Annotated in this window: 18 protein-coding genes; 7 read left to right on the forward strand and 11 right to left on the reverse strand. The window is 73.4% G+C overall.

Annotated elements, in window-relative coordinates:
• Positions 1–184 precede the first annotated feature (184 nt).
• From BUE41_RS19615 to BUE41_RS19635, 5 genes are all read right to left on the reverse strand, one after another.
• Positions 185–1,168 carry a CobW family GTP-binding protein gene (locus BUE41_RS19615; RefSeq protein ID WP_073458597.1) on the reverse strand — a complete coding sequence of 328 codons (984 nt, stop codon included), beginning with the start codon at positions 1,166–1,168 and terminating at the stop codon, positions 185–187.
• 58 nt (positions 1,169–1,226) lie between these two features.
• Positions 1,227–2,522 (reverse strand): ArsB/NhaD family transporter, encoded by a 1,296-nt coding sequence (locus BUE41_RS19620; RefSeq protein WP_073458598.1) that lies wholly within the window; start codon positions 2,520–2,522, stop codon positions 1,227–1,229.
• A 117-nt stretch (positions 2,523–2,639) separates the two neighbouring features.
• Positions 2,640–3,101, reverse strand: a complete 462-nt coding sequence (locus BUE41_RS19625; protein ID WP_073458599.1) for a CBS domain-containing protein — start codon at positions 3,099–3,101, stop codon at positions 2,640–2,642.
• Positions 3,102–3,229: 128 nt separating this feature from the next.
• A complete protein-coding gene (locus BUE41_RS19630) occupies positions 3,230–3,514 on the reverse strand; it encodes a cation:proton antiporter regulatory subunit (RefSeq protein WP_073458600.1) in 285 nt (94 codons plus the stop codon).
• Entirely contained in the window at positions 3,511–4,113 is a 603-nt protein-coding gene (locus BUE41_RS19635) for an SPFH domain-containing protein (RefSeq protein WP_073458601.1), read from the reverse strand. Before BUE41_RS19635 ends, BUE41_RS19630 begins: the two co-directional genes overlap by 4 nt.
• Before the next feature lie 169 nt (positions 4,114–4,282).
• Between BUE41_RS19635 and BUE41_RS19640 the strand changes: the two genes are divergently transcribed.
• Together BUE41_RS19640 and BUE41_RS19645 are read left to right on the forward strand one after the other, a co-directional pair.
• The gene (locus BUE41_RS19640) at positions 4,283–5,245 is read left to right on the forward strand and encodes a HAMP domain-containing sensor histidine kinase (protein WP_073458602.1); all 963 of its coding nucleotides are present in this window, start codon (positions 4,283–4,285) and stop codon (positions 5,243–5,245) included.
• The gene (locus tag BUE41_RS19645; RefSeq protein WP_084755439.1) at positions 5,242–5,985 is read left to right on the forward strand and encodes a response regulator; all 744 of its coding nucleotides are present in this window, start codon (positions 5,242–5,244) and stop codon (positions 5,983–5,985) included. Before BUE41_RS19640 ends, BUE41_RS19645 begins: the two co-directional genes overlap by 4 nt.
• 103 nt (positions 5,986–6,088) lie before the next feature.
• Here BUE41_RS19645 and BUE41_RS19650 read toward each other — a convergent pair whose 3' ends face one another.
• Both BUE41_RS19650 and BUE41_RS19655 read right to left on the reverse strand, forming a co-directional pair.
• Positions 6,089–6,772, reverse strand: coding sequence for an RraA family protein (locus tag BUE41_RS19650; protein WP_073458603.1), 684 nt, complete (start codon positions 6,770–6,772; stop codon positions 6,089–6,091).
• 17 nt (positions 6,773–6,789) lie between these two features.
• Positions 6,790–7,209 carry an organic hydroperoxide resistance protein gene (locus BUE41_RS19655; RefSeq protein ID WP_073458604.1) on the reverse strand — a complete coding sequence of 140 codons (420 nt, stop codon included), beginning with the start codon at positions 7,207–7,209 and terminating at the stop codon, positions 6,790–6,792.
• 93 nt (positions 7,210–7,302) lie between these two features.
• On the opposite strand from BUE41_RS19655, the gene BUE41_RS32715 reads away from it, so the two are divergent.
• The 5 genes from BUE41_RS32715 to BUE41_RS19680 all read left to right on the forward strand — a co-directional run bounded on the left by BUE41_RS32715 (position 7,303) and on the right by BUE41_RS19680 (position 10,719).
• A complete protein-coding gene (locus tag BUE41_RS32715; RefSeq protein WP_073458605.1) occupies positions 7,303–7,767 on the forward strand; it encodes a MarR family winged helix-turn-helix transcriptional regulator in 465 nt (154 codons plus the stop codon).
• A gap of 19 nt (positions 7,768–7,786) precedes the next feature.
• Entirely contained in the window at positions 7,787–8,539 is a 753-nt protein-coding gene (locus tag BUE41_RS19665) for an IclR family transcriptional regulator (protein WP_073458606.1), read from the forward strand.
• An 85-nt stretch (positions 8,540–8,624) separates the two neighbouring features.
• Positions 8,625–9,104, forward strand: coding sequence for a pyridoxamine 5'-phosphate oxidase family protein (locus tag BUE41_RS19670; RefSeq protein WP_073458607.1), 480 nt, complete (start codon positions 8,625–8,627; stop codon positions 9,102–9,104).
• 11 nt (positions 9,105–9,115) lie between these two features.
• Positions 9,116–9,517, forward strand: coding sequence for a YciI family protein (locus BUE41_RS19675; protein ID WP_073458608.1), 402 nt, complete (start codon positions 9,116–9,118; stop codon positions 9,515–9,517).
• Positions 9,514–10,719: an RNA polymerase sigma factor gene (locus BUE41_RS19680; protein WP_073458609.1), complete on the forward strand. Its 1,206-nt coding sequence runs from the start codon at positions 9,514–9,516 to the stop codon at positions 10,717–10,719. Before BUE41_RS19675 ends, BUE41_RS19680 begins: the two co-directional genes overlap by 4 nt.
• Positions 10,720–10,725: 6 nt before the next feature.
• Here the strand turns inward: BUE41_RS19680 and BUE41_RS30385 are convergent, their stop codons facing one another.
• Genes BUE41_RS30385 through BUE41_RS19690 form a run of 4 tightly spaced genes read right to left on the reverse strand, consistent with a single transcriptional unit; the run spans position 10,726 to position 12,554 of the window.
• Positions 10,726–10,908: a hypothetical protein gene (locus tag BUE41_RS30385; RefSeq protein WP_143172252.1), complete on the reverse strand. Its 183-nt coding sequence runs from the start codon at positions 10,906–10,908 to the stop codon at positions 10,726–10,728.
• Positions 10,869–11,126, reverse strand: a complete 258-nt coding sequence (locus BUE41_RS32975) for a class I SAM-dependent methyltransferase (RefSeq protein ID WP_407691680.1) — start codon at positions 11,124–11,126, stop codon at positions 10,869–10,871. The genes BUE41_RS30385 and BUE41_RS32975 overlap by 40 nt, the downstream gene beginning before the upstream one ends.
• The gene (locus BUE41_RS32080; protein WP_234997432.1) at positions 11,038–11,448 is read right to left on the reverse strand and encodes a methyltransferase domain-containing protein; all 411 of its coding nucleotides are present in this window, start codon (positions 11,446–11,448) and stop codon (positions 11,038–11,040) included. The genes BUE41_RS32975 and BUE41_RS32080 overlap by 89 nt, the downstream gene beginning before the upstream one ends.
• A gap of 32 nt (positions 11,449–11,480) precedes the next feature.
• Positions 11,481–12,554, reverse strand: a complete 1,074-nt coding sequence (locus BUE41_RS19690; protein WP_234997433.1) for a VWA domain-containing protein — start codon at positions 12,552–12,554, stop codon at positions 11,481–11,483.
• Positions 12,555–12,744 lie beyond the last annotated feature (190 nt).

Genomic DNA, 12,744 nt, shown 5'->3' on the forward strand with positions numbered 1-12,744 from the left:
TGGACGGACCGGCCCGGTCCTACATGGGTGGTGACCGGTTGGTCACGACCTGACGAGCGGAACATCCCCCAGCTGCGGGGCGGCCAAACCCGGCCGGCCACATCGGACACGAACAGCCGTCCACCGCCGGTCCGGGGTACGCCTGGTGGAGCAGCAGGCGCCCCCGCGTTCGGCGGCAACCGGGTCAGCTCGCCACGAACGGCTCCACGGCGGCCAGCTCCGCCGGGTCGGGCGGGGTGTCGCGCTCGCAGGCGCGCAGCCCGGCGATCAGCGCCGGCTCGTCGAGGTTGCGCCCGATCACCTCGAGCGTCGTGCACCGCGGCCGGTCGGACGGCCACCGATCCCGGTCGACGCGCAGCTGCCGGCCGACCGCGTGCAGGACGTGCCGCCGGCGGCCGCCGAGATCGGCGAACCCCTTCACGCGGTAGGCGTCGGGATCGCGGTCCCGCAGGAACTCCACCAGCCCGGCCGGGTCGAGCGGGCGCTCAGCGCGCAGCGTGACCACCTGGTAGCCGTCGTGCAGGTGCGGATGGGCGTGGTCGGGTTCCTGCGCGAGCAGGAGCTGCCGGCCGGGGTGCTCGGTCACCTCGTAGAGCAGCCGCGGATCGACCACGCCCTCGCTGGTGACCACGATGGGGGCACGCACGTTGACCGAGCGGGCGTGCGCGCGTACCCGTTCGGTGCGCTCCGGGCCGGCGAGATCGGCCTTGTTGAGCACCACCAGATCGGCGAGCCCGATGTGCCGGTCCAGCTCGGTGTGCAGCTGCCGCACCCGCTCGAACTCGGCGGCGTCGACCACCTCCACGAGGCCGCCGAACACCGAGTTCCGGTCCGCGGCGGCCTGCACGAGCGCGGCGAGCCGGTCCGGTTCGGCGATCCCGCTCGCCTCCACGATCACGACGTCGATCTCCGACCGCGGGGCGGTGAGCCGGGCGAGCAGCTCCGCCAGCCCGGCCTCGTCGGTGGCGCAGCACAGGCACCCGTTGCCGAGCGGCACCATGCCGCCGACGGCCTGACCGACCAGCATCGCGTCGACGCCGACGCTGCCGAAGTCGTTGACCACCACGCCGATGCGGGTGTCGCGGCTGTGGCTGAGCAGGTGGTTGAGCAACGTCGTCTTGCCGGCACCCAGGAAGCCGGCGAGCACGATCACCGGTACCTGACGCACCCGTCCTTGCTACCACGCCGGTGCGGCGCCGATGCCCGCCGGTCACCAGGGACGCCGGTCAGACGAAGTACCGCAGCCACACGTACCCGAACGCGATCACCGTCGAGAAGATCGTGGTGATGATCCCGTAGCGGGTGAACTGCCAGAACGAGATGGGGTGGCCCATGCGCGCGGCGATGCCGATCGCGACGACGTTGGCGCTGGCCGCGACCGCGGTGCCGTTGCCGCCGAAGTCCGCGCCGAGCGCGAACGCCCACCACAGCGCCTGCCCGATCGTCTCGCTGGGCACCTCGGCCACCAGGCCCTCGACGATGGGTGCCATCGTCGCGGTGTAGGGGATGTTGTCGAAGAACGCCCCGAGCACCGCCGACCCGAAGATCAGCGCGCCGGCCGCGACCAGGAACTGGTCCCCGACCACGTCGACGACCCATCGGCCGATCACGTCGATCACCCCGGTGTGGACGAGGCCGGCGACCATCACGAACAGGCCCATGAAGAAGACCAGCGTCGGCCACTCGACCTCGCGCATGACCTCGTCGGTGTCGAGCTTGGCGATCAGCATCATCGCGCCGGCGCCGATCAACGCCACGATGGACGGGGCGATGTGCAGCACCGAGTGCAGGCTGAAGCCCAGCACGACGAGGCCGAGCACCACGAGGCAGCGCGCCAGCAGCTTCGGGTCGGTGATGGCGCGGCGCTCCTGCAGCGCCATCACCTCTTTGACGCGCTCCGGGTGGTACTGGAACGATCGCCGGAACATCACCTTCGTGAGCAGCACGAACGCCGCGAAGATGAACGCGACGATCGGCGTCATGTGCACGAGGAAGTCGGTGAACGTCAGCCCGGCGCGGCTGCCGATGATGATGTTGGGCGGGTCGCCGATCAACGTGGCGGCGCCGCCGATGTTGGACGCGAGGATCTCCGCGATCAGGTAGGGCTGGGCCGCGATGCCCAGCCGGTTGCAGATCACCACGGTCACCGGCGCCACGAGCATGACGATGGTGACGTTGTCCAGCAGCGGTGACGCGATGGCGGTGATCGCCATCAGCATCACCATGAGGCGGTAGGGCCGACCGCGGGAGCGCTTCGCCGCCCAGATCGCGAGGAAGTCGAAGACCCCGGTCTGCTTGATGATCCCGACGATGATCATCATCCCGAGCAGGAGGAAGATGACGTTCCAGTCGATCCCCTCGTGCTCGGAGAAGAACACCTCGGCGCCGGGGGTGAAGCCCAGCAGGGTCATCAGGCCGGCCGCGATCAGGACGACCTTGACCTTGTCGATCTTCTCCGTGGCGATGTAGTAGAAGCCGACCAGGAAGATGGCCAGCGCTCCGGTCGCGCTCACCCAGGACATGGGTGTCCTCCGAACATGTCTCAGGCACCCTGCGTCGGGGCTGCGGAAACGCCCGGCGGCGACGGCGAACGAGGAACAGCGACAGCAGGGTGGTGAGCGAACGGCCGACGTCGAGGGTCAGCCGGTCGCCTGGCCTCCGGCGGCGAGCTGGGTCATCAGCCGGTCGAGCGTGATCGCGCCGAGGAGACGACCGGCCGGGTCGACGACCGCGACGAGCGGGCTGCGCACCCGCGCCATCAGCGCCGCGACCTCCAGCAGCGTGGAGTCGTCGCGGATCACGGCAGGCTTGCCGAGGCTGCGCGGCAGGCAGTCGCCGACGGTGAGATCACCGAGCTCGTTCCAGAAGGCATCGGCGTGCTCCTCGTCGATGGCCCGGGCGAGCGCGGCGTCCTCGCGGTGCACCCGCGGCACGGTCAGCATCAGGACCTGGGTCCCCGGCAGCACGGTGAGCGGCTTGCCCTGCTCGTCGACCACGATGAGGCCGGGCAGGTGGTCGCGCGCCATCACCTGGACCGCGTCCGCGACGGCGTCGGTCGACGACACCGTGGGCACCGGCTCGGCGAGCTCACGAGCTCTCATGTGACCGTTCCTCCGGGCGGGCTTCGGCCATCGCGGTAGCGGGATCGACTGTACGTGCCCGGTGCTCGGTGCGAGCACCGGGTCACGCGGCGGGGGGACTGCAGCTGCTCCGCACGGCGCCGCCCCGGTCACGGAGTCGCCCCGCTCAGCTGCGCGACCGCCCGCTCCAGCGCGTCGAGCCGTTCCCGCACCGACGGTGAGTGCAGCAGCTCGGCGAGGTGGTCGGCCTCGTCGGGGGTGAGCGGGATCTCGTGATCGACCCGGTCGGGGTCGTCGGGCGGGATGCCGTAGGTCAGGATGGTCCGGGTTCCGTCGTGGTCGACGAGCACGCCGAGCCGGGCGCCGCTGCGGGTCTCGATCATGTGCAGCACGCCCCGTCCGGGCACCGTCGTCGAGTGGAACTCCACGGTCATCTCACGTCCTCTCGTCGTCGTTGTCCTTCGGGGGCGACGCTCGCCGCCCAGCGGGTGAGGCGGGGATCGACGGCGACGGTGACGTCGCGCAGCTCGACCGGGCCCAGCTCGATCCCCCAGTCCGTCGCCTGGCTCCGCGCCACCGGCGCCGCCAGCACCGCGTCGGGCGCCGCGGCCAGCTCGGCGAGACCGCGCGCCGCGACGTGCCGGCGCACCTCCCCCTCCAGCGCCCGGTCGAGCGCTGCCCAGACGCCCTGGTGGCCGGCGAAGCGTGCCGGGTCGGCGACCCGGCACTGCGCGACCACCGCGGCCCGCACCCCGATCCCGTCGGCGGTGACGGCGTCGATGCCCTCGACCACCACGTCCTCGGGGGTGAGGCGCACCGGGACGGTGCGCGCCGCGGGTGGCCACACCGCCACCAGCCCGGGCCCCCGCACCCGGGTGCGTCCGCGCCGGTCCGCCACGACCAGCCGCTGGTGCGGCGGCACTGCGCGCACCACGCAGACGGCGAGCACGATCAGCGCCAGCACGGCGACGACGGCGAAGCCGAGGAACGGCTCACCGGGCGGGGCGGCTGCAACGCGCACCCCGTCCGGCATGTGGCCCACCTTCTTGTCTTGTCTTCGTCCGTCCTGGTCCCAGTGTCCTTGCAAAGGACACTGGGGACCATCGGGTACAGCACCCACATCCGGTGGGTAGGGGTATGTAGAAGTGAGGGGTATCGATACGGATGGACACGGCGTGGTGAGCAAGCGAAGCTGGGCGTCCATGGGGACACCGGCGAACCGCCTGTCCCGGCGGATCGTCCTGATCAACGCCGTGGTGTTCACCGTCGGCACGCTGCTGCTGGCGGTGTCCCCAGCGACCGTGTCGGCCCCGGTGCTGCTGACCGAGATCCCCGTTCTCGCGATCGGCCTCGCCGTGATCCTGGCCGCGAACGCGTTCCTGCTGCGCCGCAGCCTCGCCCCGATCGACGCGCTCACCGACGTCATGGCGCGCGTCGATCTGCTGCGCGGCACCGATCGCGTCGCCCCGCCGCAGGGGGGCGACCTCACCTCGCTGGTCGAGGCGTTCAACGCGATGCTCGACCGGTTGGAGACCGAGCGGAGCACGAGCAGCGGGCACGCGCTCGCCGCGCAGGAGGCCGAGCGCCGTCGGATCGCCCGCGAGCTGCACGACGAGATCGGCCAGGGGCTCACGGCGTCCCTGCTGGCGCTGCGGCGCACCGCGGACCGGGCTCCGGAGGAGCTGCGCGCCGATCTGCACGCCGTCCAGGAGACCGTGCGCGCCTGCCTCGACGACGTGCGCAACGTCGCCCGCCGGCTGCGTCCGGACATGCTGGAGGACCTGGGCCTGGTCAGCTCGCTCACGGCGCTGTCCTCCGAGCTGGCCGACGCGTCCGACGTGACGGTGGTGCGCTCGATCGACCCGGACCTGCCCCCGCTGTCCAGCGACGTGGAGCTGGTGATCTACCGGGTCGCCCAGGAGGCCATGACCAACATCGCCCGGCACGCCGACGCCAAGCACGTGGCGGTCGGGCTCGGGCGGGAGGGGAACGCGATCGTGCTCCGGGTTCGCGACGACGGCCGCGGTGGTGTTGCGGAGCAGGCCGTCGAGGAAGGCGCCGGCATCCGCGGCATGCGGGAGCGGGCCCTGCTCGTGGGCGGGCGGCTCACGTTCCGCACGCCCGAGGGTGGAGGCACGGAGGTACGGCTGGAGGTGCCGCTGTGACCGCGCCCAATCCGACACCGAATCATCCGACACCGCATCATCCGACACCGCATCCGGCGGCACCGCAGACGCAGGCGCAGACCCCGACCCGGATCCTGCTCGCCGACGACCACGCGCTGGTCCGCCGCGGGCTGCGGCTGATCATCGACGCGGAACCGGACCTGAAGGTCGTCGCCGAGGCCGCGGACGGGCAGGAGGCCGTCGACGCGCTGGTGGGGCCGAACGCGATCGGCGGGATCGACCTCGCGGTGCTCGACATCGCCATGCCCCGGCTCACCGGTATCCAGGCGGCCCGGGAGATCTCCCGGCGGGCGCCGGAGGTCAAGCTGCTGATGTTGTCGATGTACGACAACGAGCAGTACTTCTTCGAGTCGTTGAAGGCCGGGGCCTCGGGGTACGTGCTCAAGTCGGTGGCCGACCAGGACCTGCTGGACGCCTGCCGGGCCGCGATGCGCGGCGAACCGTTCCTCTACCCGGGCGCGGTGACCGCGCTGATCCGCAACTACCTGCAGCGCGCCCGCGTCGGTGATCGGCTGCCGGACGCGATCCTCACCCCGCGCGAGGAGCAGATCGTCAAGCTCATCGCGGAGGGCCACACTTCGCGCGAGATCGCCGACGCGCTCACGATCAGCATCAAGACCGTGGACCGCCACCGCGCGAACATCCTGCAGAAGCTCGGCCTGCGCGACCGGCTCGACCTCACCCGCTACGCCATCCGCGCGGGTCTGGTGGAGCCGTGAGCAGTGGGTCTCCCGCTGAGGTCTCCCGCGTCGAGCACGAAGTCGTGGTGATCGAATCGCCCTGTTGATCACCACAGGTTCGTTCTCGACGCGGCACCTCGGGTCAGGGGCGCAGCCGGGCCAGTGCCTCGTCGATCCCCGTGGCCTCGGGGAGGGGCTCACCTGTCGCGATCCGCCGCCGCCACTCCTGCTCGCGCTCGGCGACGACCCGGCCCGCCTCGACCGCCTCCGCGAGCCGGTCGTGCGGCACTACGACGACACCGCTTGAGTCGGCGCGCACCAGGTCGCCCGGCCGCACGGCGGCCCCGCCGATCTGCACCGGCACGTTGATCGCGCCGGGTCCGGTCTTCGACCCGACGGCGGGGTGCGCACCGCGGGCGAACGTGGGCAGGCCAGTGGCGTCCATGCCGTCCACGTCGCGCACCACCCCGTCGACGACGAGCCCGGCGCAGCCGAGCCCGACCAGTGCACCCGCGACGATGTCGCCGATGACCGCGGCGTCGAGCCGCCCACCGCCGTCCACGACGAGCACGTCGCCCGGGCGGATGTGGTCGACGGCCTTGAGGACGTAGACGACGTCGCCCGGCTTCGTCCACACGGTCACCGCCGGTCCGCAGACCTCGCGGCCACCGGCGATCCGGGCGATGCCCGGGCCGGCGACCGCGACGGGCCCGTCGGAGTCGGCGAGCTGGGTCGTGGCGAGCTCGCCCAGTGCGGCGAGCAGGGCGGGGTCGGGTCGGGGGCCGGGCTCCCCGATCGACCACTGGTCGGGATGGGTCGGGCTCACGGCTCGACCCTAAGAGGTCAGACCGTCGCGGTGAGCGTGACCTCGATGTTGCCGCGCGTCGCCTTCGAGTACGGGCACACCTGGTGAGCGGCCGCGATGAGCTGGTCGGCCGTCTCCTGCGGGAGCCCGGGCAGGTACGCGGTGATGTCGGCGTTGATCGCGAAGCTGGTGTCGTCGGGTCCGATGCCCACGGCCACCTCGACGCTGGTGCCCTCCGGGACGGCCATCTGCTGCTTGCCCACGACCAGCCGCAGCGCGCCGTGGAAGCAGGTCGCGTAGGCCGCGGCGAACAGCTCCTCCGGGTTGGTGGCCCCACCGGGCCCGCCCAGCGCCGGCGGCATCTTCACGTCGTTGTCGATGAACCCCTCGCTGCTGCGCACGTGCCCGTCGCGGCCGCCGCCGGTCGAGACCGCCGAGACCGTGTAGATCGCCGCCATGGTCGTCATCCTTCGTGGGTGCAGTTCTATTGTGAGCAACTGTATTGCACACAACCAAATTGCGCACCACTTGCTGCCGGGTATCGTGGCGGGGTGGTCGCCGACGAACAGACACCGCCGCCGCTGGACGCGCAGCTCTGCTTCGCGCTGCACGACGCGGCGCGGGCGATGGTCGGCTGCTACCGCCCGCTGCTCGACGAGGCGGGCCTCACCTACACGCAGTACCTGGTGATGCTCGTGCTGTGGGAGAGCGACGAGCCGGTGGCGGTCGGGACGCTGTGCGAGCGCCTGCACATGGACAGCGGCACGCTCTCCCCGCTGCTCAAGCGGTTGGCGGCGCGCGGGCTGGTCACCCGCTCCCGCTCGCCGCACGACGAGCGCAGCGTCGAGATCGCCTGCACACCCGCCGGGCACGCGCTGCGCGGCCCGGCCGCCCGGGCGAACGCCGGCTTCTTCGCCGCCACCGGTATGACCCTGGAGGAGGCGACGGCGCTGCGCGACCAGGTCGTGGCGCTCACCTCGCGGCTGCGCGGGAACGGCCACGCGCAGGCCGGCTGATCCTCCCTACGATGGCGCCATGTCCGTCGCCGCGCCGCCGAGTTCGGTGATCGGCCGCGCGTTCTCGCTGCTCACCGCGTTCCGGCCGGGCGAGGCCGAGCTGTCGCTGGCCGAGCTGGCGCGGCGGACCGGTCTGCCGAAGCCGACCGCGCACCGGCTGCTCGGCGAGCTGGCCGAGTGGCGGGTCGTCGAGCGCGTCGACGGCGGCTGGCGGCTCGGTATGGGGCTGTTCGAGCTGGGTCAGCGCGCCCCCGGTCAGCGCAGCCTGCGCGAGGCGGCGGCGCCGTTCCTGTCCGATCTGTTCGAGGCGACCCACGAGACGGTCCACCTCGCCGTCCTGGACGGCATCGAGGTCGTCTACGTCGACAAGCTCACGACCCGGCGCGGGCCGATGGTCGGGTCCCGGGTCGGCGGCCGGATGCCGGCGTACTGCACCGGCGTGGGCAAGGTGCTGCTCGCGTTCGGACCGCCGGAGCGGGTGGCCGCCGTGGTCGCCGCCGGGCTGCACCGGCGTACCCCGCGCACCGTCATCGCGCCGGGGCTGCTCGCCGAGGAGCTGACCAGGGTCCGGGAGCTGGGGCTGGCCGAGGAGCACGAGGAGTCCGCGGTCGGCATCGCGTGCGTCGCCGCACCCGTCATGGCGGAGGGGCCGCACGCGGTCGCGGCCATCTCGATCACCGGCTGGGCGAACCGGCTCGACACCGCCCGGCTCGGGCCCGCGGTGCGCACCGCTGCGCTCGGGCTCTCCCGCGCACTCCGCAGCCAGATGTGATGCGGGTCACGTTCAAGGGATGTCGAGGGCGGGCAGCCGGCTCCGTTCCCGCTGCGTCCCGACCCCGAACGAAGGAGCGCTCGCGATGGACGCCCAGACCGTCACCGCCACCCTGAACCGGCCGATCGCCCGAGAGCTGCTGGACTCGGCCATGGGCCGGTTCTCCTACCTCGGCCTCGACGGCGACCCCCGGGTCGTCCCCGTCGGGTTCTGGTGCACCGGTGCGCAGATCCGCTTCGCCACCGCGGTGAACTCGGCCAAGGTGGCCGCGCTCCGCGTGCATCCCCGCGTCGCGATGGCCGTCGACCGGTTCGGCGTGCCTCCGCGGTCGCTGCTCGTGCGCGGATCGGCCACCGTCGAGATCGTCGACGGCGTGCCGGAGGAGTACCTGGCCGGCGCCCCGAAGCTCATGCCGGCCGAGGCCGTGCCCGGGTGGCGGGCCGGGGTGCAGGCGCTCTACCGGCAGATGGCGGTGGTCTCGATCACGCCCGACCACGCCGTGCTGCACGACTTCGAGACCACGCTGCCGCGCGCCGTCGCCGAGCTGCTCGCCGAGCAGAGCTGAAGGAGGACGCCGTGCCGCGCTACCTGATCCTCACCAAGCACGACGCCGCGCTCGACGTTCCGCCGATGGACCAGTGGGATCCCGCCGATGTGCAGGCCCACCTCGACTGCCTGCGCGCGCTCAACGACGAGCTGGCCCGCCGCGGCGAGCTCGTCGAGATGAACGCGCTGTCCGGGCCGGAGCTGGCGAAGATCGTCACCGCCGACGGGAGCGGTCCGCCGGTGGTCACCGACGGCCCGTTCCCCGAGGCCAAGGAGGTGCTGGCCGGCTACCAGCTGGTCGACGTCGAGTCCGAGGAGCGGGCGCTGGAGATCGCCGCGGCGGTGTCGGCGGCCCCCGGCCCGGGCGGGGTGCCGCTGCGCCAGCGCATCGAGGTGCGTCAGGTGATGTTTACCTTCGCCCCGGACCTGTGACCGCGCTCGAGCACGTGCTGCGCCGGGCCGCCCCGCAAGTCCTCGGCGTGCTCGTGCGCCGGTACGGCGACTTCGCCGCCGCCGAGGACGCGGTGCAGGAGGCGCTGATCCTCGCCGCCGCGCACTGGGCCCGCGACGGCGTGCCGGACCATCCGCACGCCTGGCTGATCCGCACCGCCACCCGCAAGCTCGTGGACGAGCACCGGGCCACGGCCGCGCGGCACCGGCGCGAGGCCGCCGTCGCGCTGGAGCCGCCGCCCGCGCCGGTGCCCGACACCGACGACACGCTGCGGCTGCTGGTGCTGTGCTGTCACCCGGTGCTGACCCCGGCGTCCGCGGTAGCGCTCACCCTGCGCGCCGTCGGTGGGCTGACCACGGCCGAGATCGCCGCGGCGTTCCTCGTGCCGGAGCCGACGATGGCGCAGCGCATCAGCCGGGCGAAGGCCCGGGTGGCCGCGGCCGGAGCCCGGTTCGAGCTGCCGGAGCCCGCCGAGCGCGGCCGGCGCGTGCAGGCCGTGCTGCGGGTGCTCTACGTGATGTTCACCGAGGCGCACACCAGCAGCGGTGGGGCCGGGTTGCAGCGCGTCGACCTCGCGAGGGAGGCGATCCGGCTCACCCGGCTGCTGCACGCCGCGTTGCCCGGCGATCCCGAGGTGGCTGGGCTGCTGGCCCTGCAGCTGCTCACCGACGCCCGGCGCGCCGCGCGGACCGGACCGCACGGCGCGCTGGTGCCGCTGGAGGAGCAGGACCGCAGCCTGTGGGACCGGGCCGCCATCGCCGAGGGGCTGAGCCTCGTCGTCGCGGCCCGCCGGGCCGGGGTGGTGGGGGAGTACCAGCTGCAGGCCGCCGTCGCCGCGGTGCACGCCGCCGCCCCGACCGCGGCCGACACCGACTGGGCCCAGATCCGCACCCTCTACGAGCTGCTCGAACGCCTCACCGACAACCCCGTGGTCACGCTGAACCGGGCCGTCGCGGTGGCCCGCACCGAGGGTCCGGCTGCCGGGCTCGCGCTGCTCGACGAGATCGCGCCCGTGCTCGCCGGCCACCACCGCCTCGACGCCGTGCGTGCCCACCTTCTGGAGGAGGCCGGACGGCCCACCGAGGCGGCCCGGCACTACGCCGCCGCGGCCGCCCGCGCGCTGAACCTGCCGGAGCGGGAATACCTGACGAAACGCGCGGCGCGGGCGCGCAGCGCCACATGACCGCGTTCACGTCGACGGTCCGGTGGTCGCGACCGCGCCGCGGCCGACGGCGCGATCTCCGGTCCGCTGCGCCACCACGTACGCCTGCTCGGACGCTTCCGTCCGGTCCGGGTCGGGCGGCCTGAACACCACGGTGAACCCGGCGTCGGTCAGCCGGGCGGCCACGCCCAGCGGGGAGTGCCACCACACGTCGAACGCGATGCCCAGGCGGTGCCGCGGCCGCCGCGGCGGCGCCGGTCGTCACCCGCCTTGAACCCGGAGACGAGGTACCCACCGGGCCCTACGACCCGCGCCAGCTCCGCGAACACCGCACGCTGCTCAGCGGGCGGCAGGTACATCAGCGAGCACCAGCACACGACCCCGGCCGGCGACGCGTCCGCGTACGGCGGGTCCCGCGCGTCGACCACCGCGAACTCCGCCCCGGGATGCGCGCGGCGGGCCGCCTGCGACCATGCCGGATGACGCGTCGACGCCGCGCGGGCGCAGGCCCTGCGCCGCCAGGTACGGGACGAGCCGCCCGGTGCCGCAGCCGACGTCGGCCACCTCGTCCCCGACCGCGCGGACGAGCTCGCGGAACAGTCCTAGCACCGCCCGGTCGGCGGGCATCCGGTCGAGCGCGTCGGCGAGCCGCTCGGCGTAGAACGGGACGAGCACGTCGTGTGCGTGGCGCACCTCGGCGAGGCTGCGGGCGGGATCGACCGGTACGTCGTACGGCGTGGCGTCCTCCATTGGGGCCGCACCGCAGGGGCGGGCACCGACGCTCACGGGAACGCCGTCCAGCGAGCCGCTGCCCACACCGCCCCGAGCAGCGCCAGCACCGCCGCCCCGACGAGGAACGCGCTGACCTCCACGTCTTCCCGTTGGGTCGCGACGGTCTGCGGAAGATCGTCCAGGACGTTCTGCAGTTCGCCCGCGTCGCCCGCGGCGAAGTACTCGCCGCCGGTGGTCTCGGCGACCTGGCGCAGCGTCGTCTCGTCGGCCACCAGGTAGCCGCCCGCGCCGCCGGTGAACCCGCCGAACCAGCCGTCGCTGCCGTTCGCACCCAGCTGCGCCGGCGTGCACATCATCGACGTCGGGTTGCGGGTGCCGAACCCGATCGGGTAGACGCGCACCCCGCGCTCGGCCGCGGCCTCCGCCGCCTCCTGAGGGGAGATGCCCCGGGTGTTGGCGCCGTCGGTGAGCAGCACGACGATCTCCGGCGCGTAGGTGCCCGGCTCCCGCGGCCGCAGCGGCGTGACCCCGGATCCGGTCGGCGCGACGTTCGCGTCGATCTCCGCGATCGTGTCGACCGCCTTCAGGATCGCGGCGCCGATCGTGGTCCCGCGGCCGATGGTCAGCCCGTCGACGGCCCGCAGCAGCGCCTCGCGGTCCTGGGTGGGGGCCACCGCCACCTGCGCGAACCCCGAGAACACCACCAGCCCGATCCGGGTGGACGAGTCCTGCTTGGTGATGAAGTCGCGGACCGCGTCCTGGGCGGCGGCCATCCGGTTGGGTTCGACGTCGGTGGCGCACATCGAGCCGGACACGTCCAGCGCCATGATCACCGCCGAGCGCGCCACCGGGATCTCGGCGCTCACCTGCGGTCGGGCGGCGGCGAGCGCCAGCAGCGCGATCGCCGTGAGCAGCAGCCCGAACGGGACGTGCCGCTTCCACGGCGGCCGGCGCGGTGCCGCGGCCCGCACGAGCGCGAGATCGGTGAACCGGACGGCCTGGCGGCGCCTGCGCCGCTCCAACCACACGTAGTACGCGATCGCCGCCGGCACGACGAGCAGCGCGAGCAGGGCGACGGGCCACAGCACGGTCATCGGCGAGTCCCCCTCCTCGCGCGGGGCCACCGGCGGACGGTCCCCCACCGCCCGCCACGAACGGACCTTCCGTCAGCACGGTGCGCACGGTTGGGGCTGCGGCAGCCGCGATCCGCCTCGCGCGCGGTGGCGCCGCGCAGATCGGCGCCGGCGCCGCGGCCCCGTGCCCCGGGCCGCCCCACCGCGCCCGGCCGAGCGCTGCCGGAGGGTGACCACGGCG

It is taken from the genome of Pseudonocardia thermophila, assembly GCF_900142365.1.
In the GTDB taxonomy this organism is placed as follows: Bacteria; Actinomycetota; Actinomycetes; order Mycobacteriales; family Pseudonocardiaceae; genus Pseudonocardia; species Pseudonocardia thermophila.